Annotated in this window: 20 protein-coding genes; 12 read left to right on the top strand and 8 right to left on the bottom strand. The window is 70.9% G+C overall.

Features of this window, described 5'->3' with window-relative positions:
* Window positions 1-87 precede the first annotated feature (87 nt).
* The 7 genes from Acor_RS26095 (at window position 88) to Acor_RS26065 (ending at window position 10,418) form a co-directional block, all read left to right on the top strand.
* The gene (locus tag Acor_RS26095) at window positions 88-1,167 is read left to right on the top strand and encodes a sensor histidine kinase (protein ID WP_155339386.1); all 1,080 of its coding nucleotides are present in this window, start codon (window positions 88-90) and stop codon (window positions 1,165-1,167) included.
* Between the two features lie 88 nt (window positions 1,168-1,255).
* Entirely contained in the window at window positions 1,256-2,353 is a 1,098-nt protein-coding gene (gene pheS / locus Acor_RS26090; RefSeq protein WP_155339385.1) for a phenylalanine--tRNA ligase subunit alpha, read from the top strand.
* Window positions 2,353-4,902, top strand: a complete 2,550-nt coding sequence (locus Acor_RS26085; protein WP_155339384.1) for a phenylalanine--tRNA ligase subunit beta — start codon at window positions 2,353-2,355, stop codon at window positions 4,900-4,902. Before pheS ends, Acor_RS26085 begins: the two co-directional genes overlap by 1 nt.
* Before the next feature lie 142 nt (window positions 4,903-5,044).
* On the top strand, window positions 5,045-6,883 hold the full coding sequence (locus tag Acor_RS26080) for an ATP-binding protein (protein ID WP_155339383.1): 1,839 nt from the start codon (window positions 5,045-5,047) through the stop codon (window positions 6,881-6,883).
* A gap of 9 nt (window positions 6,884-6,892) precedes the next feature.
* On the top strand, window positions 6,893-8,944 hold the full coding sequence (locus tag Acor_RS26075; RefSeq protein WP_155339382.1) for an ATP-binding protein: 2,052 nt from the start codon (window positions 6,893-6,895) through the stop codon (window positions 8,942-8,944).
* A gap of 100 nt (window positions 8,945-9,044) precedes the next feature.
* Window positions 9,045-9,251 carry a hypothetical protein gene (locus Acor_RS26070; RefSeq protein ID WP_155339381.1) on the top strand — a complete coding sequence of 69 codons (207 nt, stop codon included), beginning with the start codon at window positions 9,045-9,047 and terminating at the stop codon, window positions 9,249-9,251.
* Window positions 9,252-10,418, top strand: coding sequence for a glycoside hydrolase family 6 protein (locus tag Acor_RS26065; protein WP_155339380.1), 1,167 nt, complete (start codon window positions 9,252-9,254; stop codon window positions 10,416-10,418).
* On the opposite strand, the gene Acor_RS26060 is transcribed toward Acor_RS26065, so the two are convergent.
* Window positions 10,419-11,672: an MFS transporter gene (locus Acor_RS26060; protein ID WP_155339431.1), complete on the bottom strand. Its 1,254-nt coding sequence runs from the start codon at window positions 11,670-11,672 to the stop codon at window positions 10,419-10,421.
* 199 nt (window positions 11,673-11,871) lie between these two features.
* Here Acor_RS26060 and Acor_RS26055 point away from each other — a divergent pair, with 199 nt between their 5' ends.
* Window positions 11,872-12,207: a hypothetical protein gene (locus Acor_RS26055; protein WP_218034485.1), complete on the top strand. Its 336-nt coding sequence runs from the start codon at window positions 11,872-11,874 to the stop codon at window positions 12,205-12,207.
* 16 nt (window positions 12,208-12,223) lie between these two features.
* Here the strand turns inward: Acor_RS26055 and Acor_RS26050 are convergent, their stop codons facing one another.
* Window positions 12,224-13,159 (bottom strand): SDR family oxidoreductase, encoded by a 936-nt coding sequence (locus tag Acor_RS26050; RefSeq protein ID WP_155339379.1) that lies wholly within the window; start codon window positions 13,157-13,159, stop codon window positions 12,224-12,226.
* 89 nt (window positions 13,160-13,248) lie between these two features.
* Between Acor_RS26050 and Acor_RS26045 the strand changes: the two genes are divergently transcribed.
* Both Acor_RS26045 and Acor_RS46395 read left to right on the top strand, forming a co-directional pair.
* The gene (locus tag Acor_RS26045) at window positions 13,249-13,815 is read left to right on the top strand and encodes a TetR/AcrR family transcriptional regulator (RefSeq protein ID WP_155339378.1); all 567 of its coding nucleotides are present in this window, start codon (window positions 13,249-13,251) and stop codon (window positions 13,813-13,815) included.
* Window positions 13,816-14,054: 239 nt separating this feature from the next.
* Complete coding sequence (locus Acor_RS46395) at window positions 14,055-14,225, top strand: SEC-C metal-binding domain-containing protein (RefSeq protein ID WP_218034490.1); 171 nt, start codon at window positions 14,055-14,057, stop codon at window positions 14,223-14,225.
* Here the strand turns inward: Acor_RS46395 and Acor_RS26035 are convergent.
* The 4 genes from Acor_RS26035 to Acor_RS26020 all read right to left on the bottom strand — a co-directional run bounded on the left by Acor_RS26035 (window position 14,185) and on the right by Acor_RS26020 (window position 18,212).
* Complete coding sequence (locus Acor_RS26035) at window positions 14,185-14,766, bottom strand: hypothetical protein (RefSeq protein WP_155339377.1); 582 nt, start codon at window positions 14,764-14,766, stop codon at window positions 14,185-14,187. The two genes, Acor_RS46395 and Acor_RS26035, sit on opposite strands and share 41 nt — an antisense overlap.
* A gap of 269 nt (window positions 14,767-15,035) precedes the next feature.
* On the bottom strand, window positions 15,036-16,571 hold the full coding sequence (locus Acor_RS26030; protein WP_155339376.1) for an ankyrin repeat domain-containing protein: 1,536 nt from the start codon (window positions 16,569-16,571) through the stop codon (window positions 15,036-15,038).
* A gap of 192 nt (window positions 16,572-16,763) precedes the next feature.
* Window positions 16,764-17,078 (bottom strand): hypothetical protein, encoded by a 315-nt coding sequence (locus Acor_RS26025; protein ID WP_155339375.1) that lies wholly within the window; start codon window positions 17,076-17,078, stop codon window positions 16,764-16,766.
* A 363-nt stretch (window positions 17,079-17,441) separates the two neighbouring features.
* Window positions 17,442-18,212 (bottom strand): sulfite exporter TauE/SafE family protein, encoded by a 771-nt coding sequence (locus Acor_RS26020; RefSeq protein ID WP_155339374.1) that lies wholly within the window; start codon window positions 18,210-18,212, stop codon window positions 17,442-17,444.
* A 406-nt stretch (window positions 18,213-18,618) separates the two neighbouring features.
* Between Acor_RS26020 and Acor_RS26015 the strand changes: the two genes are divergently transcribed.
* Window positions 18,619-19,230 carry a hypothetical protein gene (locus tag Acor_RS26015; RefSeq protein ID WP_155339373.1) on the top strand — a complete coding sequence of 204 codons (612 nt, stop codon included), beginning with the start codon at window positions 18,619-18,621 and terminating at the stop codon, window positions 19,228-19,230.
* A 173-nt stretch (window positions 19,231-19,403) separates the two neighbouring features.
* Here Acor_RS26015 and Acor_RS26010 read toward each other — a convergent pair whose 3' ends face one another.
* Window positions 19,404-19,766 carry a nuclear transport factor 2 family protein gene (locus tag Acor_RS26010; RefSeq protein WP_155339372.1) on the bottom strand — a complete coding sequence of 121 codons (363 nt, stop codon included), beginning with the start codon at window positions 19,764-19,766 and terminating at the stop codon, window positions 19,404-19,406.
* A 193-nt stretch (window positions 19,767-19,959) separates the two neighbouring features.
* Here Acor_RS26010 and Acor_RS26005 point away from each other — a divergent pair, with 193 nt between their 5' ends.
* The gene (locus tag Acor_RS26005; RefSeq protein WP_155339371.1) at window positions 19,960-20,145 is read left to right on the top strand and encodes a hypothetical protein; all 186 of its coding nucleotides are present in this window, start codon (window positions 19,960-19,962) and stop codon (window positions 20,143-20,145) included.
* On the opposite strand, the gene Acor_RS26000 is transcribed toward Acor_RS26005, so the two are convergent.
* Window positions 20,146-21,795 (bottom strand): class I adenylate-forming enzyme family protein, encoded by a 1,650-nt coding sequence (locus Acor_RS26000; protein ID WP_155339370.1) that lies wholly within the window; start codon window positions 21,793-21,795, stop codon window positions 20,146-20,148.
* Window positions 21,796-21,957: the final 162 nt, after the last annotated feature.

The raw sequence follows: 21,957 nt of genomic DNA, 5'->3' as shown, positions 1-21,957 counted from the left end.
CGGAGTGCTCCGGAAAACCGCTATTGTCGGGCGTGACGGCTGCTGGGCAGCGCCCGGGAGCGAACCCCCGGCTGGAGGCGGTCCCCTTTGCGTGGCGAAAACACCCATGACCGGGTTTCCGACCCGGCGAGTGTGATCGCTGTAGATGATCTCCCGGACGGTCTGGTGGCCGTGGACGGCGCCGGCCGGGTGCTGGCCGTCAACCGGGCCGCCGAACGGCTCACCGGGGTGCGCAGGGCCGGCGCGATCGGCGCGTACCTGAGCGACGTGCTGCCGTTCCGCGACGCGGACGGCCGCGACTGGTGGAAGTGGCTGGACCCGCACGGCGGCCTGTCCACCCGGAGCCGCCAGGTGGAGCGCCCGGTGCTGCTGGAACGCAGGGAACTGCTGGTCGCCGCCCGTTTCGTCCGCTCGCCCGAGCGGGGCGGCCGGGTCGCCCGCGTGGTGATCACGCTCAGGGACACCGCCGCCCGCAGCCGCCTGGAGCGCAGCCGCGCCGACCTGGTCTCCACCGTGGCGCACGAGCTGCGCTCACCGCTGACCAGCGTGAAGGGCTTCACCGCGACGCTGCTGGCCAAGTGGGACCGCTTCAACGACGCGCAGAAGCTGGTGATGCTGCAGACCGTCAACTCCGACGCCGACCGGGTCACCCGCCTCATCACCGAGCTGCTGGACGTGTCCAGGATCGAGTCGGGGCGGCTGGAGGTGCGCCGCCAGGTGGTGGACATCCCGGCCAGGACGCGCCGGATCATCGCGGGCCGGGTGGCGGCGGGGGAGCCGGAGGACCGGTTCACCCTCACCGTGGCCGGGGAACTCCCGGAGACCTGGCTGGATCAGGACAAGATCGATCAGATCCTTGGGAATCTCCTCGAAAACGCGGTGCGGCACGGGCGCGGTAAAGTCACCATTGTCGTAGAGCCCGTGGAATGGGGAGTGGCCGTGTCCGTGCGCGACGAAGGCGAGGGTGTCGCACCCGAGCAGGTCACGCGCGTCTTCCGGCAGTTCTGGCGCGGCAACGGCCGCCGCCGCGGCGGCACCGGGCTCGGCCTGTTCATCGTGAAGGGCCTGGTGGAGGCGCACGGCGGCGCGATCACCGTGCAGCGGGCCCCCGGCGGCGGCGCGGAGTTCCGATTTATCGTGCCCACCGGGGCCCCAGACTTCGCCTAGGGTCCCCGCGTGGGCTTCCAGGACGCGTCCCCGAGCACGGCGACGCACTAGACTTTGCACGCTCAAGCCCTGGATACGGAGCTCTCTCTTGTCTGATTACGACCCGGTCGAGGTGACGCCGCTGCACGCCGACGAACTGGCGCGCGCGGAGGCCGACGCCCTCGCCGCCATCACGTCGGCCGCGGATCTCGACGCTTTGAAGCAGGTGCGGCTCGCCCACGCCGGCGACCGTTCCCCCATCGCGCTGGCCAACCGGGAGATCGGCGCGCTGCCGCCGGCCGCCCGCGCCGAGGCCGGCAAGCGGATCGGCGGCGCCAGGAAGGCGGTCGCCGACGCGCTCGCCGTCCGGCAGGCCGAGCTGGAGGCGGAACGCGACGCCAAGGTCCTCATCGAGGAGACCGTGGACGTCACGCTGCCCTGGGACCGCGCCCCGCGCGGCGCCCGCCACCCGCTGACCACGCTCCAGGAGCGCGTCGCCGACTGCTTCGTGGCGATGGGCTACGAAGTCGCGGAAGGCCCCGAGCTGGAAGCCGAGTGGTACAACTTCGACGCGCTCAACATCGCGCCCGACCACCCGGCCCGCTCCGACCACGACACCTTCTTCGTCGAGTCGACGGAGTCCGGCAAGGTGCTGCGCACCCAGACCTCGCCGGTGCAGATCCGGGCGCTGCTCGCCCGCGACCTGCCGGTGTACGTGATCTCGCCCGGCAAGGTGTTCCGCACCGATGAGCTGGACGCCACCCACACGCCGGTGTTCCACCAGGTGGAGGGCCTCGCCGTGGACAAGGGCCTGACGATGGCCCACCTGAAGGGCACCCTGGACCGGTTCGCCGAGGTCATGTTCGGCGAGGGCATCAGCACCCGGTTCCGGCCGAACTACTTCCCGTTCACCGAGCCGTCGGCGGAGATGGACCTGCGCTGCTTCGTCTGCCGGGGGGCGTCGGCCACGCCGGGCAGCCCGCCGTGCCGTACCTGCAAGTCCGAAGGCTGGATCGAGTGGGGGGGCTGCGGCATGGTCAACCCGCGGGTGCTGGTGGCCTGCGGCGTCGACCCGTCGGTCTACTCCGGCTTCGCCTTCGGCATGGGCATCGAGCGCACCCTGATGTTCCGCCACAACGCCGAGGACATGCGCGACATGATCGAGGGCGACATCCGGTTCACCCTTCCGTTCGGACTGGAGGTCTGATGAAGGTCCCGCTTTCCTGGCTGCGGGAGTACGTCGATCTCCCGCCCGTCACCGCGCACGAGATCGCCGACAAGCTCACCGCCGCCGGGCTCAAACTCGAGAACATCGTCTCGCACGGCCACGAGATCAAGAACGTGGTGGTCGGCCGGGTGCTGGAGATCGAGGAGCTCACCGAGTTCAAGAAGCCGATCCGGCACTGCCGGGTGGACGTCGGCGAGGCGATGCCCCGCGAGATCGTCTGCGGCGCGGTCAACTTCGCCGTCGGCGACGTCGTGCCGGTCGCGCTGCCCGGTTCCGTGCTGCCGGGCGGCTTCGAGATCGGCTCCCGCAAGACCTACGGCCGGCTGTCCGACGGCATGATCTGCTCGGAGGCCGAGCTCGGCATCGCCGACTCCTCGCCCGGCATCCTGGTGCTGCCCGCCGACACCGTGATCGGCGCCGACGTGGTCGAGCTGCTCGGGCTCCGCGACGACGTGCTGGAGCTGGAGATCACGCCGGACTGCGGCTACGCGCTGTCGGTCCGCGGCGTGGCCCGCGAGGCCGCCACCGCGTTCGGTGCCGCCTTCCACGACCCGGCCGCGATCGGCTTCCCGGTCGCGGGCGGCGGCTCGCACCCGGCCTCGATCGCCGACGCCACCGCCTGCGACCGTTTCGTGCTGCGGGCCGTCTCCGGCTTCGACCCGGCCGCGCCGTCCCCGCTGTGGATGCGGGTCCGGCTGGCGCGGGCCGGCATGCGCCCGGTCTCGCTCGCGGTGGACGTCACCAACTACGTGATGCTGGAGCTCGGCCAGCCGCTGCACGCCTTCGACCGGGCCACCGTCCGGGGCGAGATCGTGGTCCGCAGGGCCGAGCCGGGGGAGACCCTGGAGACTCTCGACCACGTGGTGCGCAAGCTGCATCCCGAGGACATCCTGATCACCGACGACTCGGGCCCGATCTCGATGGCGGGCACCATGGGCGGCCTGGCCACCGAGATCTCGGACGGCTCCACCGCCATCCTGATCGAGGCCGCGCACTTCTCCGCCACCGGCATCGCCCGCGAGTCCCGCCGCCACAACCTGGTCAGCGAGGCGTCCAAGCGGTTCGAGCGCGGCGTCGACCGCGACCTGCCGTTGGCCGCGTCCTGGCGTGCAGTCGAGCTGCTGTGCTCGCTCGGCGGCGGTACGGCGGAGCCGGGTGTCACGCACGCCTCGATCGAGGTCGAGCCGGTCGCCATCACCATCCCGGCCGGGCACCCCGGGCGGGTGGCGGGCGTGCCGTACTCGAAGGAGACCGTGGTCCTGCGGCTGGAGCAGGTCGGCTGCACGGTGGTGGACGGCGCCGTCGCGCACACCGGCGGCGCCGGTCTGGCCGCCAGCGGCGTGGTGTCCGGCGGTGACCTGGCCGGCAAGCTGGCCGTCGCAGGGGACGACCCGATCACCGTCTACCCGCCGTCCTGGCGGACCGACCTGACCGACCCGAACGACCTCGCCGAGGAGGTCATCCGGCTGGAGGGCTACGACCAGCTGCCGTCGGTGCTGCCGGCCGCCCCCGCCGGGGCCGGGCTGACCGAGACCCAGCGGCTGCGCCGCCGGGTCGGCCGCGCCCTGGCCCTGTCCGGATATGTCGAGGTCTTGTCGTACCCGTTCATCGGGGTGCGGGACTTGGACGGCCTGCAGCTGCCCGAAGGCGACGCGCGCCGCCGCGCCGCCCGGCTGGTCAACCCGCTCAGCGAGGACGAGCCGCTGATGCGGACCACGCTGCTGCCCGGCCTGCTGAAGACGCTGGTCCGCAACGTGGGCCGGGGCTTCACCGACGTGGCCTTGTTCGAGACCGGCCTGGTCTACCGGCCCAAGCCGGACGCCCCGGCCACCGCGCCCATCCTGCGGGTGGACCGCACGCCCACCGGCGACGAGCGCGGATGGATCGAGGCCGCGCTGCCGGACCAGCCGGTCCGGGTCGCGGTCGTGCTGGCCGGGGAGTTCGACCGGTCCGGCTGGTGGGGCGCGGGCCGCGCGGCCTCCTGGGCGGACGCGATCGAGGCCGCCCGTTCGGTGGCCCGCGAGGCAGGGGCCGAGCTCGACGTGCGGGCCGACCGGCACGAGCCCTGGCATCCCGGCCGCTGCGCCGCCCTGTACGTGGGGGAGACGCTGGTCGGGCACGCGGGCGAACTGCACCCGCGCGTGGCGGAGGCGTACGGGCTGCCGCCGCGCACCGCCGCGATGGAGCTGGAGCTGTCCCGGCTCACCCCGGCAGGTCCGGCGCAGACGCGGCCGGTGTCCGGCTACCCGATGGCCACCCAGGACGTGGCGCTGATTGTCCCGGCGGACACCCCGGTGACCGCGGTGGAGGACGCGCTGCGGGCGGGCGCGGGCGAGCTGCTGGAGTCGATCCGGCTGTTCGACGTGTACGCGGGGGCGCAGGCCGGGGCGGGCAACAAGTCGCTGGCCTACACGCTGCGGTTCCGCGCGCCCGACCGTACGCTCACCGCCGAGGAGACCACCGCCGCCCGGGAGGCCGCCGTCGCGACGGCCGCCGAGCGGACCGGGGCCCAGCTGCGCGGCGCGTAGTAGCCGCACCCTCGCCGAGGGTGGCCAAATCTTCCATCCGGGAGGAGAATCACGCTCCCGGGTGGAAGAGGTGCCACTCGGGGGCCGAAGCGTGCCGTCGCGGGTCGGCCGTAGGCTGACCCGGCCACGAGGGACGGTGGGTATGGACGGCTTCGCCGGCTTCATCGGGAGGGATGCCGAGATCGGGAAGGTCGAGGCGGCGCTTCGCCGTGCCCGGCTGGTGACCGTGACCGGACCTCCCGGGGTGGGCAAGAGCACCCTGGCCCGCCGGGTGGCGGCGCGGGCCGGTGGCCGGGTCACGGTGGTCGACCTGGACGACGACGGGGATCCCTCGGATCTTCCCGGCGGCCTGCCGGGGGACAAGGCCGCCGAATTACCCGAGGTCACCGCGGGTTTGCTGGTCCTGGACGGGTGCGATCGGGCGATCGACGAGATCGCGCCGCGGGTGCGCGCGCTGATGCAGGCCAATCCGCGGCTCCGGGTGCTGGCCACCAGCCGCCAGTCGCTGACGCTGCCCGGCGAGCAGGTGATCGTGCTGACCGAACTCGGCCCCGACGCGCGGGCGGCCCTGCTTGAGCACCTGGCCGGGCAGGCCGCGGAACCGCCGGACGGGCTGCCGCTGACCGCCGAATTGCTGGCGGCGGCGCTGCGGCGGGGCGAGCCCGCCGACGTGACGCTGGACCGGCTGGCCGACCCCGGGCGGCCGGGGCCGTCGCGGCACACGTCCATGCGGACCGCGATCGGCGCCAGCCACGAGGCGTGCACGGCCGCCGAGCGGATCCTGTGGGCGCGGGCCTCGGTGTTCGCGGGCGGCTTCGACCTGGAGGCCGCGCAGCGGGTGTGCGGGGCCGCGCCCCTGGACGAGGACGCGGTGCTGGGCGCGGTCGCGGCGCTGGTCGACAAATCCGTGCTGGTCCGGTCGGAGGGGCCGCTCGGGGTGCGGTTCCGGCTGGTGGAGTCGCTCCGGATGTTCGGGGCCGAATGGCTGGATCGGCTGGGCGAGACGCCGTACGTCCAGGAGTGGCATTTCGAGCATTTCATCCGGCTGGCGCGGCAGGCCGAAAGGGAGTGGCAGGGCGGGCAGGTCTGGTGGTATCAGCGGATGCGGCTGGAGGCGCCGAATCTGCGCCAGACACTGGAGTGGCGCCTGGCCGATCCTGGCACGGCCGAGCAGGCCCAGGATCTGGGCGGGACGCTGTGGTTCCTGTGGGCGTGCTGCGGGCTTCAGCGGGAGGGCGCCGGGTATCTCGACCGGGCGCTCGCCGCGCGGGACGAGCCGGGGCCGGTCCGGACGAAGGCGTTGCTGACCTCGGCCTGGCTGGACGGCGCGCTCGGCGACCTGGCGGGCGCGGAACGCCGCCTGGCCGAGTGCGGCGACGGGCCCAGGGCCGCCCATCTGGCCGCCGTGGTGGCCGTGCAGCGCGGCGACCTGCGCGGGGCGCTGCGGCTGATCGGCGACGCCCGGAGCGGGCATCGGCGGCAGTCCGACATGTTCCCCGGGTTCCTGTCCAGCTATGTCGTGATCGCGACCACGCTGCTGCGGATGGGCAACGTGTCCGGGGCGGTCACCGTGCTGCGCGAAGGGCGGGACCTGTGCGGCACGGCGGGGGAGTCGTGGACGCGATCCCATCTCGACCATCTGCTCGCCCAGGCCGAGTACCTGCGCGGCGACGCCGGGCAGGCGCTCGGCCACGCCAGGGACGCGCTGCGGGTGGCCCGCCTGTTCGGCGACGTGGCCGCGCTCGCCGCCGGGGTCGAGCTGGTCGGCGCGCTGTCGGCGCTGTCCGGGGACGTCAAGGACGGCGAGCTCCTGCTGGCGTCCGCCGCCGGCATGTGGGCCGAGCTGGACGGGCACAGCCTGCGCTCGCCGGTGCTGGCCGAGATCGCCGCCCAGGCCGGCGCCAGCCCCGACGTCGCCGCCGGACGCCCGGTGCCGGGACCGGAGGAGGCCGTCGCGCTCGCGCTGCAGGAAACCGACTAGGGAGGCGAAGTGGATCACACGGCCTGGCCGCAGGGCAACATCCCCGCCGAGACCAGCAGTTTCGTCGGGAGAGCCGAGGAACTGGGCCGGGTGGACCGGCTGCTGGGCCAGGCGCGCCTGGTCACCGTGGTCGGCGGGGCCGGAGTCGGCAAGACCAGGATCGCGCTGAAGGCCGCCGCCGGACGCGGCGAGGACTACCCGGACGGGGTGTGGTTCGTCGAGCTGTCCACCGAGCGGGACGGCAACCTGCTGCCCGGCGTCGTGGCGCAGGGCCTGGGGCTGCGGGAGCAGTCGGTGCGGCCGTACCGGGAGCTGCTGGCCGAGTTCCTCGCGCCCCGGCGGCTGCTGCTGGTGCTGGACACCTGCGAGCACCTGATCCGGGAGTGCGCCGACCTGGCCGGGGAGCTGCTCGCGGCGGCCCCCGGGCTGACCGTGCTGGCCACCAGCCGGAGCCCGCTCGGGCTGGCAGGCGAACGCCAGTGCGCCATCCAGCCGTTCGCGCTGCCGCCGCCAGAGAGCGACGACCCGCTCGGCTACGACGCGGTCCGGCTGTTCGTCGAACGCGCCCACGACCGGGTGCCCGGCTGGATCGCCGACCCGGCCGCGCTGATGGCAGTCAGCAGGCTCTGCCGCCGCGTCGACGGCGTGCCACTCGGCATCGAACTCGCCGCGGGGCATCTGCACGCGCTCTCCGCCGAGCAGATCGCCGACCACCTCGCCACCCGGTTCGACCTGCTCACCGCCGGCTACCGGGGCGGTCCGCCCCGGCACCAGACCTTCCGCTCGGCCGTCGGCTGGAGCCACGAACTCTGCGCCCCCGCCGAACGCCTGCTCTGGGCCCGCCTGTCCGTCTTCGCCGGGCACTTCGACGAGCCGACCGTCGCGGCCGTCTGCGCCGACAGCCGCCTCCCCGACACCGCCCCGGTCCTGGCCGAACTCGTCCGCCGCTCGATCGTGATCCGCTCCCGCGGCCGCTACCGCCTGCTCGACAGCATCCGCGAGTACGGCAGGGACTGGCTGCGCGAACTCGGCGAGGAGGACCTGCTCCGCCGCGCCCACCGCGACCACTACCTGACCATGATCGGCCAGATGGAGGCCGACTGGTACGGCCCCCGCCAGGCCCACTGGGCCGACTGGGCCGACGCCGAACTCCCCGAACTCCGCATCGCCCTCGAATACAGCCTCCACGACCCCGGCGAGGCCCTCGGCCTGGCCGCCGGCTGCTGGTTCATCTGGGGCTGCCTCGGCCAGATGCGGGAAGGCCGCTACTACGTCGAACGCGCCCTCGCCGCCGCCCCCGGCAGCGGCCCCCGCCAGGTCAAGGCCCGCTGGGTGCTCAGCTGGATCACCATCTTCCAGGGCGACATGGGCGTCGCCACCGAAGCCGCCGAACAGGCCCTCGACCAGGCCAGGGCCCTCGGCGACGAGGAGGCGATCGCGCACGCGCTGATCCGGATCGGCGGCATCCACCTGTTCTCCGGCCGCCCAGAACTGGTCGAGGAGGTGATGGCGCGGGCCAGGCGGCATCTGGTCGCGTCCGGCGCCCGCACCATGGACGAGCTGGTCATGGACAGCGGGCGGGCGATGGCGTTCGTCTTCCTCGGCGACCTGGACCGGGCCTGGGCGGTCCTGCGGCACATCCGGGAGCGGACCGACGCGTGCGGGGAGACGTGGCTGCGCTCGTTCGCCGACCTGATGCGGTCCCAGGTCATGCTGGCCCGCGGCGACGTGGACGGCGCCGACCAGGCCGGGCGGGACTCGCTGGCCGTGAAGTGGCCGCTGCGGGACGCGCTCGGCATCGCCATGTGTGTCGACCACCTGGCCTCGGTGGCGGCGGCGCGCGGCGACGGCCACCGGACCGCCTGGCTGCACGGCGCGGGCGAACGGCTGTGGGCCACCTTCGGGCTGACCGCGATGGGCTCGGAGGAGATGGCCGCGCCCCGGCGGGCCAGCGCCGCCGCCGCCCGGGGGGCGCTGGGCGACGAAGGGTACGGGCGCGCCTTCGAGATCGGGTTCGCGGCCTCGCTGGAGGAGGTCAGGTCGTACGTGCTGGACGGCTGATGAATGGTTCACGGCCGACGTGCGCGAACGGCTGACGAGGTTGCCAGGCCGCACCGGAGAGCGTGAGATCTGAGTCCCGGTCCGCTGCACTGGAGGCGTGATGCGACTCATCCGCGCGCTGCTCGCTCTCGTGGTCGCCCTCGCCGCCGGCGTCACCGCCGCTGAGGCGGCCGTCGCCTCGGGAAGGCCGTCCCCGGTTGTTCGCGTGGGCAATCCGTACCTGGGTGCTCGCGGCTACCTGAACCGGGACTATGGCGACAAGGTCAACGCGGCCGGGACCGCCGAAGGGGGAGCGCTCGGCGAGTAGATGCGGCGGGTCGCCTTCCAGTCCACCGGGTTGTGGCTGGACAGTATCGCCGCCATCGGAGCCGTGCGCGGGGGAAAGAGCCTGCGGCAGCATCTGGACGCGGCGCTCGTGCAGTCGCTGTCGCAGGGCAACGGCGACCCGGTCACGGTCACGCTGGTGCTGAGCGATCTGCCGGGGAAGGGCTGTTCGGCCTTGGTGTCGAATGCCGAGCTCAGGGCGGACGCGGCGGGGCTCGGCGCGTACCGGACGCAGTTCGTGGATCCGATCGCGGCGATCGTCGGCGATCCGCGATACCGGAATCTGCGGATCGTCGCGATTCTGGAGCCCGGCACGTTGATGAGCCTGGTCTCCGCCCCCTCGGATCCCGATTGCGTGGCGATCGCGCAGTCCGGCGTCTACGCGGGCGGCGTCCGATACGCGATCAACAAGCTGCGGGCGGTCCCCAACGCCTACGTCTATCTGGACGTCGCGCGCTCCTCGCTGGGCGGGTTCGACGCCCTCTTCCCGTCCATGATCTCGCTCTACAGCGGCGTGATCAGCGGCACCGCCGGAGTGGACGGCTTCGCCACCAACGTGGCCGACTACGTGCCGGTCGAGGAGATCTTCCTGCCGAACTCGCAGCTGACGATCGGCGGCACGCCCCTCTGGTTCTCCCGGTTCTTCGACTTCAACAAGGTCTTCGACGAGCTCGACTACGCCACCGGCCTGCGCAACGCGTTCATCGCCGCCGGGCAGCCCACCGGCGTGGGCGTGCTCATCGACACCTCCAGGAACGGCTGGGGTGGGCAGGACCGGCCCGTCACGGTGAGCACCTCGTTCGACCTCAACACCTACGTCAACCAGTCCCGCCTCGACCGGCGTCCGCACCGGTTCGCCTGGTGCAACCAGGCGGTCGCGGGCATCGGCCCCCGCCCGGCCGCCGCGCCGCACCCCGGCGTGGACGCGTACGTGTGGGCCAAGCCGCCCGGGGAGTCGGACGGCTTCAGCGAGCGGACCGGCGCGCCCGACGTGCCGGGCCTGCGCTTCAATCCCGAGTGCGACCCCGACTACTCGCCGCCGACCGGGGCCAGCCCGCGCAGCGGCGCGATGGACGACGCCCCGCTGTACGGCTCGTTCTTCCCCGCCCACTTCCGGGTTCTGGTGCGGAACGCGTACCCGGCGCTGTGATCAGGTCTCGGCCCGGCGGGTGCGCTCGGCGAGGGCGTACTCGTCGGTGCGGGAGTCGTAGGTGCGGAACTTCGGCAGCAGCGCGCCCAGCGCGAGCACGCCGCCGACGCACAGCAGCCCGCCCACGCCCAGCGAGACTCGCGGCCCGCCCAGTTCGGCCATCAGCCCGGCGCGGCCGTTGCCCAGCATCGGGCCGGCCGAGTAGGAGAGCAGCTCGATCCCGGCCAGCCGCCCCCGGTACTCGTCCGGGATGGTCTGGTTCCAGATCATGCCCCGGAAGATGCCGCTGATCATGTCCGCGCCCCCGGCGAACACCAGGCAGAGCACGATCAGCCAGATGTTCGGCATGATCGCCGCCACGGCCACGCCGGCCCCCCAGAGCACGGCGGCGACGATCACGCCGAGGCCGTGCCGGTGCACGTACGCGGTCCAGCCCGAGGTCAGCGAGGCGATCACCGAGCCGATGCCGCCCGCCGCCGCCAGCAGGCCGAGCGCGAACTGCTCCTGCTCGCCGCCGTAGGCCCTGGCCAGGAACGGGTACAGGGCGGTGGACATGGCGAAGAACATGGCGGCCATGTCCACCAGGTAGGTGCCCATCAGGTCGGGGCGGCGCACCGCGTACCTGACGCCGTCGATCAGCGAGTCCAGCGACGGCGGGGCCGCGTCCTCGGGCGGGGCGATGGTCGCCACCCGGACCAGCAGGAGCAGGGAGAACAGGAACGAGAACACGTCGAGGCCGTACGAGACGGCCGGCCCCAGGCTGACCACGATCACACCCCCGACCGCGGGCCCCGCGATGCCCCCAAGGTTGCGGGCCATGCCCTGGATCGCGAACGCCGCCCCCATCTGGTCGAGTTTGAGCACCCGGTTGATCACCGCCTGCTCGCTCGGCCCGCGCACGCTGTACAGGCCCGCGCTCAGCGCCCCCAGCACGAACAGCACCCACACCTGCGGATCCGGCAGCAGCGCGTTCACCATCAGCAGCAACGAGGAGCAGCACAGCCCGACCTCGGAGTAGATCATGATCCTGCGCCGGTCCAGCGCGTCCGCGATCATCCCGCCCCACAGCCCGCACACCACCATCGGCACGAACTCCGCCACACTCAGCAGCCCCACCATCAGCGCCGAGTCGGTCAGCTTCATCATCTGGTACGGCACCGCGACCAGCGAGATGAACGACCCGAACATGGTCACCAGCGACGACCCCAGCAGCAGCCGGAAGTCACGCGATTCACGGATCGGGCTCACGTCCATGCGCATACGGCGCAGGAGACCCAGGGAAGTTTGCGGCACGAACGGCCATAATCGCCGGTTCACCGGCACCCCCGCAACGCATTTACCCCGCGCTGGTCGCCCGGGTGAAACGCGCGTCCCACGCGTGGACGTACGCGACGAACCGGACCCCGGCCAGTACCTCGGTCAGGGGCCGACCGCCTACTAAGGGATGGCCGACGTGGCGGCCGTCGGCGCGGGCGACGTGGTGTTCGTCTCCGGCGCGGCGGGCGGAATCGGCTCGTTGTCCAGCCAGCTCGGCGACACCGCGGAGCGCTTCCCCAAGCCTGACCGTGCGGCGGCCCGGGACAGGGGCATCGAGCTGCTGCCGTTCTCCTGCCACAACACCCCCGACCAGATCGCCGCCTGGCGGGGACACTTCAGCACCTGGCTGGACGAGGGCCGCTTCGTCTACCCGCAGACGGTCGTCAAAGGCTCGGTCGAGGACGTGCCGCAGGCGTTCTTGTCCCTGCTCCAGGGGGCCCACCGGGGCAATGTCTCGGTGCGGCTGTCGTGACGCCCGGGTGCGGGCGTCACGGCTGCGCGGGTCTGAAGTAGTGGCCCTTCTCCAGGTCCTCGATCAGGCCCGGCTGGGTCGGCTGCCATCCCAGCAGTTCGCGGGTCAGTTCGCTGGAGGCGGGGCTGTCGAGGGCGAGGAAACCCGCCAGCCAGGTGAAGTGCCCGGCCGCGTCGTCGGTGGGGACCGGGCGGGTCGGCAGGTTGAGGTGGCGGCCGATGACCTCGGCGATGGAGCGGATCGGCACGCCCAGGTCGGCGGTCGCGTGCAGGACCGATCCGGCCGGTGCGCTCTCCAGGGCGAGCCGGAACAGGTGGGCGGCGTCGACGCGGTGTGCGGCCGGCCAGCGTTGGGAGCCGTCGCCGATGTAGCCGGAGACTCCCTTGGCACGGGCGATGCCGACCAGAGCCGCCATGAACCCGGGGTCGCCCTCGCCGTGCACGGTCGGCGGGAGGCGTACGACGCAGGAGCGGATGTCGCGGTCGGCGAGGGCGAGGGTCAGGTGGGCGGTGCCCAGCCGGATCCGCGGGCCGCCGGTCATATGGGCGGGCAACGCGTCGGGCGCGCGTCCGTCCTGTTCGGTGCCCACCCGTCCCGGGGCGAGGCCGAGCAGCCCTGAGGCGAGCACGAACGGCCGGGCGGAACCGGCGAGCGCCTCCCCGAATGTCTCGACGGCGCGGCGGTCGGTGTCGGCGGCGCTCTGGAAGCCGCCCTGGAAGGCGATGTCGTGGTTGAACGCGAGGTGGACCACTCCGTCCGACGCGGCGGCCGCCTCGCGCAGGACGTCGAGGTCGTCGAGTGTGCCGTGGACGACTTCGGCGCCGGCCTTGGTGAGGGCGGCGGCTGAGGTGTCCGAGCGGGCGAGCCCGACGACCTGGTGACCCGCGCCGATGAGTTCGGGCACGAGTGCGGAGCCGATCCATCCGGATGCCCCGGTGACGAAAACGCGCATGAGTAAGCCTCCAGCGTGGGCAATGTCAGTCACTGTCATCACACCGTAGCAGCTGATGTCAGTGACTGTCATCGGGTAGGATGCCGGGCATGAGTCGATGGGAGCCGGACGCGCGTGGCCGGCTCGAACGGGCGGCACTGGAGCTCTACCTTGAGCGCGGCTTCGAACGGACCTCCGTGGCGGAGATCGCCGAGCGGGCCGGGCTGACGGAGCGGACGTTCTTCCGGCACTACACCGACAAGCGCGAAGTGCTGTTCGCGGGTTCGAGCGCGCTGCAGGAGCTTCTCGTGGACACGGTCGCCCGCGCTCCCGGGCCCGCCACCCCGATGGAAGCCGTGGCGGCGGCCCTCCAGGCTGCCGCTGCCGTACTGCAGGAACGCCGTGAGCACGCCCGCCGCCGCCACGCCGTCATCACCGCCAACGCCGAACTGCAGGAACGCGAGCTGATCAAACTCGCCGCGCTGGCGGCCGGCCTCGCCGACGCGCTCCGGCAGCGCGGCGTCGACGACGCCTCCGCGAGCCTCGCCGCGGAGGCCGGCATCGCCGTCTTCAAGGTCGCCTTCCGGCGCTGGACCGAGCAGGCCGGGGAGAAGGACCTGTCCGAGTTCATCGGCGAGTCGTTCGCGGGGCTCAAGGCGGTGACCGCGGGCACCTGACTCGCGATGCCCGGCTCGGCACCGAGCGGCCTCCTCCATGAGGATGGAACGGAGAGTCCGCGGCGGAAATCCAGTCGCCCGAGCGGCCACCCCGTGGGTACCGTCGAGATCTACTTCGGGAGGCAGCCATGTACTACGACGAGATGTCCTTTTGAGCCGACCAGCAAGCGCCGCCGGGGGTTCCCTCCAGCGAGACACACGTCAAGCGGGGCGACCGCAACGTCGGCACCGACACTGAGCTGATCGAGAAGCTCGGCGGCAATGACCCGTGCCCGTGCGGCTCCGGGCGCCGGTTTCCGCAGATGCTGCCGGCCCACCGGCCGCTTCGACGACACGCTCGGCCACTACTACGTACGCGACCGCCCGGAATCAGGGGAGGTAGACGGGGAGCGGGCGGAGTAAGGGGGTGAGGACCTCCTTGGCGTACTCCAGGGTGATGAAGTCCTCCTCGGGGATGGGGACGATCTCGGCGATGGCCGCATGCTCGTAGACATGTTCACCGAGCATGCGGCCACGTTCGTCGAACGGCCAGAACATCGAGATCCAGGACTTCTTGATGTACGTGGCCTCGGGCGAGGACACCGCCACACCCTGGGCGGCGAGGGCGGCACCGGTGAGATACCAGTTGAACCAGCACTCGGCCCAGTAGCCGTGGTCGTTGACCACCTGGGTGACGTCGGTCGCCGCCAGCATCAGGCCGTGCTGGGACTCGTAGAAGGCGTCGACCTCCTTGGCGGAGCGCAGGGTGAGGCTCAGGCCGTTGATGTTCAGGTAGTAGACCGGGTTCTCGACCATCATGTCCTGGTCGAACAGCTCGCCGCCGCGCCCGGTGAGTTCGAGCAGGTAGTGCCTGCGGACGACTTCGGCGATCTGGCGGTGCCGTGCGCTGCCGGACGCGGCGATGATCTCGTCGAGCTCGCGGGGGATGTTGGTGATGTCAAGCTTGGCCATGGTGCCGGCTCCGTTCGTTGAGCTGTTTTCGTGCGTCGGCGTATCGCGATCAGGAGCATCCAGGGACGCCCAGATCACCGCCGGGGTCGCGAGGCCTTACGGAACCATGGCGCATCGGCGTGTGCGGGACCGGGTGAGCGAGCCCTCGCTTCAGTTTTTTGGGCGCGAGCTCTCGTTCCAGTTTTTGGGCTTGAGCGTGAGCGAGCTCTCGCTTTTGGGCTTGAGTAACCCGCCCACCGCGCCCACCGCGGTCCGCCGCCGCGCCACGCTCATTCGCCGCTCGATGGGGGTGCCGTGATGGGTTCGAGCAGTGCGGCGGTCGCCGGCCGGTGGAAGTGGCGGGCCCAGTCCAGTGGGGTCGCGTCGAAGCGCTGGTCCCGGAGGTTGGGGTCGGCTCCCAGGTCCAGCAGCCGGCGAGTGAGTTCGGCGTTGCCGTCTGCGGAGCTGTGGTGCAGTGCGGTCTCCCAGGCCTCTTCGACGGGTGCGTCACCGCGCCCGTACGCGTTCACGTCGAAGCCGAGCTCCGCCAGAAGCGTGACAGTGTCGATCGGCGCCTGGGTCGCGGCCCACACGATGAGCCCGGGGCGGCTGCGGCGGGCTTCCGCCAGTGCGTCGGGGTGCTCGGCGCGAATCCGGTCCACTGTGGATCGATCGGCGCGGAACGCCGCGGTGATCAGCTCGCGCACCGGTTCGGGGGCGGGCGGTGCGGCGCCCTGGGCGAGGAGGTAGTCAGCGATCTCGGTGTCGCCGTTGAGCTGGGCCAGCTCGACCGGCGTCCGGCCGTCGCCGGGGCTCCACGCGGGCCCGTCGCCCTCGAACGGCGAGCGGAAGTCGACGCCGTGCTCGGCCAGCAGGCGTACCCGGGCGGGCTGGTGGTGCTCGACGGCCCAGCGCAGTTGGAGGCGCAGCATCTCCGCGGGTGTGCTCAGCCCTTCGATCCGCTCCTTCCACGGGCCGCCGTCGCCGGTGCCGAGCCCGTACTCCAGCAGCAGCTCCAGATGCGAGTTGTCCGGCGAGAACATGCAGTTGTAGAGGGTCTGTGCGTCATTGGGGTCGGCGCCTGCGTCAAGCAGCAGCCGGCCCAGCGCCCGCCAGCGCGGGTGGCGGGGCTGACGCCGCGGGCCCAGCTCGCCGTGGCCGAACACCCCGGTCAGCAACGTGAACGGCGAAGGCAGGGCGTCGAAGAGGTAGCCCTCGTCGGGGTCGGCACCGGCGTCGAGCAGCAGCCGGGCGGCCGTGCGCACGGGCTCAGCCGGCACGGCCGGGTCGAACCGCGAGTAGACGAGGTAGTACAGCGGCCGCCACCCGAACGGGCCACCCCGCTCGGCCACCCGCTCCGGCTGCTCGGCGAGCAGCCGCGTGACGTCGTCCAGACGGGCAGCCGCCGCGGCGGCCCAGATGTTCGCCCCGGTCAGGCCTGGATGCCGGACAAGCAGCTGCCGGGCCTGCGCCCAGCGCCCCGGCCCGTCCTCCCGGCTGTAGGTCAGGCAGGCGAGGCGGCAAAACTCCTCCGCCGGATCCTCCACAGCCGCCGTACCGAGCCCGGTGTCCCAGCCGTGTTCGGCTACGGTCTCCAGGTATCGCGTGAGCCGGGGCCAGCTGGCGAACCCGTATTCGCGGGCGACGACGAACTGCGCCGCACTGAGCTGCAGCCCGCTGTCGTCGCCGGACACTCCATCGGGATGGTGACGCGCGACCCGCGCCACGGCGTCGGGCTCACCGGCCCGAACGGCCCGCTGCAGTGCACGGGCCTGCCGGCGGAAGCTGTCCAGGTGAGGCCGGGCAGGCATGTCCGAAATTGGCATGATGGCTCCTTTCGTCTGCCTGATGTCCGCTTGGTCAGGCCGAAAGGAGAGCGATGACGGCACATCGTGCACACGACCAGGTGGGCTGAGCCCATTCCCGCGGACCGGAGGCGTCCTGAAGCCGCCGCAATTGTAGTCCAGCCGCGGGGTAGCGACCGTAGGTACTGGCCCGTATGTGGCGCCGCGGCAGCTCTAGAGACAGATCCAGCAGTAGATCATCTGATCTTCCTTCTGGGCCCGTTGGGCGAGGTCGCGGAGGTCGCGGAGCACGGTCGTGAGCGCCTCAGGGTCTGCATACCCGTGGAACTCTTCGATTTGCGCCCACTGGACTGCGAGCTGAGCCACTCGTTCTTCGCCGATCTCGGCAAGAGCGTCCCGGACGAGATCGGGTAGCTCGGCGATTTCCGGGCCTTCAAGGTAGGGCGAGTCTTCGGGCAGAGCATCCCATTCTTCGTCGGTTTCGGGGGCTCCTTCGGGCGGTGGGTAAAGCGACACGAGGTCGTACATGTGGACGTCGTAGGGGACACCTTTGATTGCGCGATCAGCTGGCCGAGGATGACCGTGGGATCGATTCCCTTGGCGTCCACCGCATCGAACTGCGGCATGCCAGGCGGCAATTCCTCCGCGAAGCGTGGATGTTCGGGCTCGATCAATGCCGTGTCTCGATCGGAGGCGCGGTAGTAGTCGCATAGGACGCCCATGTGAACCCCTTCAGGACGAGACAGGACGGCTGAGAGCCTAGCGAAATCGCATGTTTGTACGACCATGGGCGGGTGGCGATCAGCTCGCGCATCTGCGCCGAGATGTGAGTGTTGAGGTTGTCCCCCATCAGCAGCGGCGCCCCGAGCGTCGAATCCGCTGTGGGGGTGGTCAGCCGTTTGGGTTGAGCCATAGCTGGATTGCCAGGCCGAGGCCGATCAGGACTACCAGCCAGCGCAGGAGAGGGGCGGGTAGGCGGCGGGCGATGCGGGGGCCGAGGGTGGAGCCGAGGAACATGCCCAGTGCCAGGGGTGCGACGGCTGTCCAGTCGACGGGGGCGAAGGCGGCGAAGGCGGTGGCGGAGAGGAGTGTTCCGGCGCCGATGACCATGTTTTTCAGGGCGTTGGCGGTGGCCAGGTGGGGTTCGGAGGTGATCAGGAGAAGGGCGAGGGTCATCACGCCGGAACCGGCACCGAAGTAGCCGTTGTATACCGACATCGTGATTAGTCCCAGCGGGAGGACCGCGCTGCTCGCTGGTGAAGGGTGGGCGCGTCGGTGTCGCTGGTGGCGGGCGGTAAGCCAGGGCTGGGCGAGTAGTGCCAGTGAACCGGCGGCCACCAGGAAGGGCACGACGCGGGCGAAGAGGCCCGGTGGTGTGGACAGGAGCAGTAGCGAGCCCGCCGCTCCGCCCAGGGCCGAGAGGGGCACCCACCGGCGCAGCCATCGTCCGTGGCCGACCAGTTCGGGCTGGGAGGCGAGGGCGGAGCCGGGCCAGCAGGCGACGAGCGCGACGATGTTGGCCACGTTCGCCGACAGGGCGGGGAGGCCCACCGCGAGAAGGGCGGGATAGGAGATCAAGGAGGTGATGCCGCCCGCGGTGCCGACCACCCCGGCGAGTAGCCCCGCGCCGGCCAGCAGCGCGATGGTGACGAGGTCCGTCATGACCGGGCCGCCTGGGCTGCGGATATGGGTTTGACGGCTGTGACGAGGTTCATGGAGGGACCTCCCTGTGTCCGGCCCGGCCGAAAGGTGGGCGGACTGATGGAAGCCCTCAGGGGTTTTATCCCGTCAGGTGTGGGGCCGAAAGCCTCGGCCCTGGCGCCGCTCGGTCCGGTCCGACGGCACCCTGGTTGTGTTGGCTGAGGCGGGGCCGTCGCGGAGCCCTAGGCGCAACCGCGAGCTGTGTGGGATCTTAGCAGCGGAGAGCGGTGTCGATCGCCTGCCCTCCGGGGCGTGGATCGTGTGGTGTGTGGTGCCTGTGAAGATTCTGCGTACTCGTTGATCATGCTGGTTGTGCGGCGCTAGCGTTCGTCTTCCGAATGCGCGGAGGCGGGAGAGAACCATGATCATGGAACTGGTGCTCACGGGTGTGCTGGCGGTGGGGGCGCCGGCGGCGCCGCTGACGAAGGCGGAGATGAAGCGGGCCCTGCTGGCCGACAAGGATCTCGGCAAGGGGGTGGCGATCTTGACGATGGATCTGGATGGAGCGTTCCTGTCCGCGTTCAGGGTGGACGAGGCGCGTTGCATGGATGCGCTGAACTCCTACGACAGTGTGTTCGGCGGGAGGCGGCCCTCGGCCTGGTTCTTTGGCGAGGTCTCCGGGTTACAGCAGGTGTTCACGGGTGGTCCGGCGACGATCAAGCAGCTCAAGACCGCCGCGTCGAAGGTCGCCGTCTCCTGTGATGGGCAGGTGGGTTTCCGGCGGGGGAGTGAGTTCAAGAAGAAGAAGGTCGCCAACCTCGGCGATGCCACCTACGCCTTCGAGGTGACCTTCGACAGTGCTCGGTTCCCGGGGGCTGATACCAACACTTATGTGTCGGAGTTCGTCGTCGTCGCGTACAAGAGTTCGGTCGTCGTCTACCAGGGCTTGACCGGCACCAAGTCGACGTGGCCGACGACGGTGAAGAACGCCAAGAAGGCTGTCGCCAAGGTCAAGAAGGTGTACGCCCGGCGCGGGTGATCTGTGGCGGATCGAGTTTTATGCGCTTGCGGCGCGGCTGACCATGATCGGCGAGATGAACATCCCGCACCGGCAGATCCGCGCCGCCTTCACCGGCGAATCCATTACGGTCTACCAGGCCCGTATCCCTTGTCCGCGGAACTCGCCCAGGCCGTCGCCGCCACGCCCACCGCTTAGCCGGGCACTTTGTCCAGGAACCCGTACACGCTGGTGATCCGGCCGTCCGCGACCACGGCCACGTCGAACCCGACGACGACCGGTTCCGGCGCTCCTTCGGGGCCGAGGTGCCAGCTGAAACGGACGACGTCGTGGTGGGCGTCCAGCACCGGGCCGCGGGTGAACACGAAGCCGGGGAACATGGCCTGGGCTCCTTCGATCACGGCGGCGATGTCGTCATGGCCCCGTACCTCGGCCAGGGGGTCGGTGTAGGTCGCGTCCTCGGCCCAGACCTCCGCGACGGCCTTGGCCCGCAACCCGGCGTCGGTGATGTTCCACACGTTCACGTACTGCTCGATCAAAGCGGTGTACTCGCTCATTTCCGGCTCCTTGTTTCGGTAGATGCCACTACCTTGGCCGCGACCACTGCTCCCGGTCGATTACGTGCGAGGTAACGCGCGCTGATCCAGAAATATCCGGAAATCTCTGCCGCAGTGGTCAGATGTCACACATCCACTCACACGTGGCCAAGGGAGAGTTCGAGGCGTCAACGATCCGGGGCCGGTGAGATGAGTGCTGAGGACTTACCAGGAGATTCGCGACAGAGTTAACCAACTCGCCTGCGAAGCCCTGCTGGAGAAGCTGCCCGACGAGGCGCGGCCGCGGTTCCTGGCCGAATACGAGGCGGTCGCCGACGCGGCGCCGGAACGGCTTCAGGAATTCCTGCACCAGTGGTGGATGAAGGACTTCCGGGGCTGATCAGCCGCGCAGCACGTGCTGCCTGAGCTGGGTCTTGAGGATCTTGCCGCCGGGGTTCCTGGGCAGGTCGGTCTCGTGGAACCAGATCCGTACCGGGATCTTGTAAAGGGCCAGCGAGTTCGCCAGGAAAGCCTGGAGCTCCTCCTGGGTGGCGGGGGCGCGCAGTTTCACGATCGCCCCGACCTGCTCGCCGAGTTCGTCGTCGGGGATGCCGATGACGGCGGCGTCGTCGATGGCCGGGTGCTCGAACAGGGCGGCCTCCACCTCGGCGCAGTAGACGTTCTCGCCACCCCGGATGACCATGTCCTTGGCGCGGTCGACGATGTAGACGAAGCCCTCGTCGTCGACCCGGGCCAGGTCGCCGGTGTGCAGCCACCCGCCGACGATGGTCTCGGCGGTCGCGTCGGGCCGGTTCCAGTAGCCCATGATGACGATCGGGCCGCGCAGGCAGAGCTCGCCGACCTGGCCGTGCGGGAGTTCCGCGCCGGCGGGGTCGCAGATCTTGACGTCCATGACGGCCAGCGGCACGCCGATGCTGTCCGGCCTGGCGAGATAGTTCTTGCCGCTGTTGTAGATGGCGAGGGCGGTCGTCTCGGTCATGCCGTACCCGTTGGAGGGCGTCCGGTCGGGGAGGAGTTCGGTGAGGCGCTCCAGCAGTTTGGGCGGGGCGGGCGCGCCGCCGTAGGAGATCCCGGCCAGGGAGGAGATGTCGTACGCGCCGAACGACGGATGCGACAGGAGCTGCCAGGCGTTGGTGGGCACGCCGCTCATCACGGTGACCCGCTCCCGCTCGATGAGCCGCAACGCGGCCTGTGCGTCCCACTTGTACATCAGGACGAGGCCGCCGCCGCTGAACATCGTGGTCATCAGTACGGCGAAGCACCCGGTGACGTGGAAGAGCGGCACGGTCAGCAGGGTGTTCCGGCGCTGCGCGGCGGATTCGGCCGGATCCTTGCCGGCCAGGGCCACGCCGCGCATCATCGCGTACGCGACGGACATCGGCGCCTGGCCGAGGTTGCGGTGGCTGCCGAGCGCGCCTTTGGACCGGCCGGTGGTCCCGGAGGTGTAGAAGATCGTGGCAGGGTCCTCCGGGCGCACATCAGCGGCCGGAAGGGAGATATTTGGCGATATTTCGCCCAGGACGTCGTTCCAGTGGGTCCACGACGGGTCCGCCGCGCGGGTCACGATCATCGGGATGCCGGTTCCGGCCAGCCGTGACGCCCGTTCCTCGTCGGCGATCACCAGGGTCGCGCCGGAGTCGGCCAGGCCGTACTCCAGCTCCTGCCGGGTCCACCACGCGTTCAGCGGCACCGCGATGGCCCCGATGGCCAGCGTCGCCGAGAACGCGACGATCCACTCCGGGTAGTTCCTCATCGCGATCGCGACCCGGTCGCCCTTCCGCACCCCGAACGTGCCCTCCAGCCGGTGCGCGAGCGTGGCGGCGAGGCGGAAGTGCTCGGCGTAGGTGAGTCGCTCGTCCTCGAACACGACGAACTCCTTGTCGCCGTGGAAGGCGCTGTTCTCCAGCAGCGCCCGGAACGTCGCGGGCGCGTGCTTCCAGGCCCGTACGCCCCCGCCCGCGTCCACCATCTCGAACAGCTGCCCCGGGGCCGTCAACCGGGCCTGGACCTGGTCGTTCGTGATGCTCATCCAACGGCTCCCTCACCAAGGCGACATATCACGATACCGACCAGTAGGTATGCGAGCCAAGCGATTCGATCACAAGGATCCCGTCTCGCGGCTGTCATCCGGCACAAAAACCGGCACAGAGTCCACTACGTGAAATCCTGCTTGCATGCCCATGCTTCCCGG

This window comes from Acrocarpospora corrugata (assembly GCF_009687845.1).
Lineage (GTDB): Bacteria > Actinomycetota > Actinomycetes > Streptosporangiales > Streptosporangiaceae > Acrocarpospora > Acrocarpospora corrugata.
This window is presented reverse-complemented; position numbering and strand designations above follow the sequence as displayed.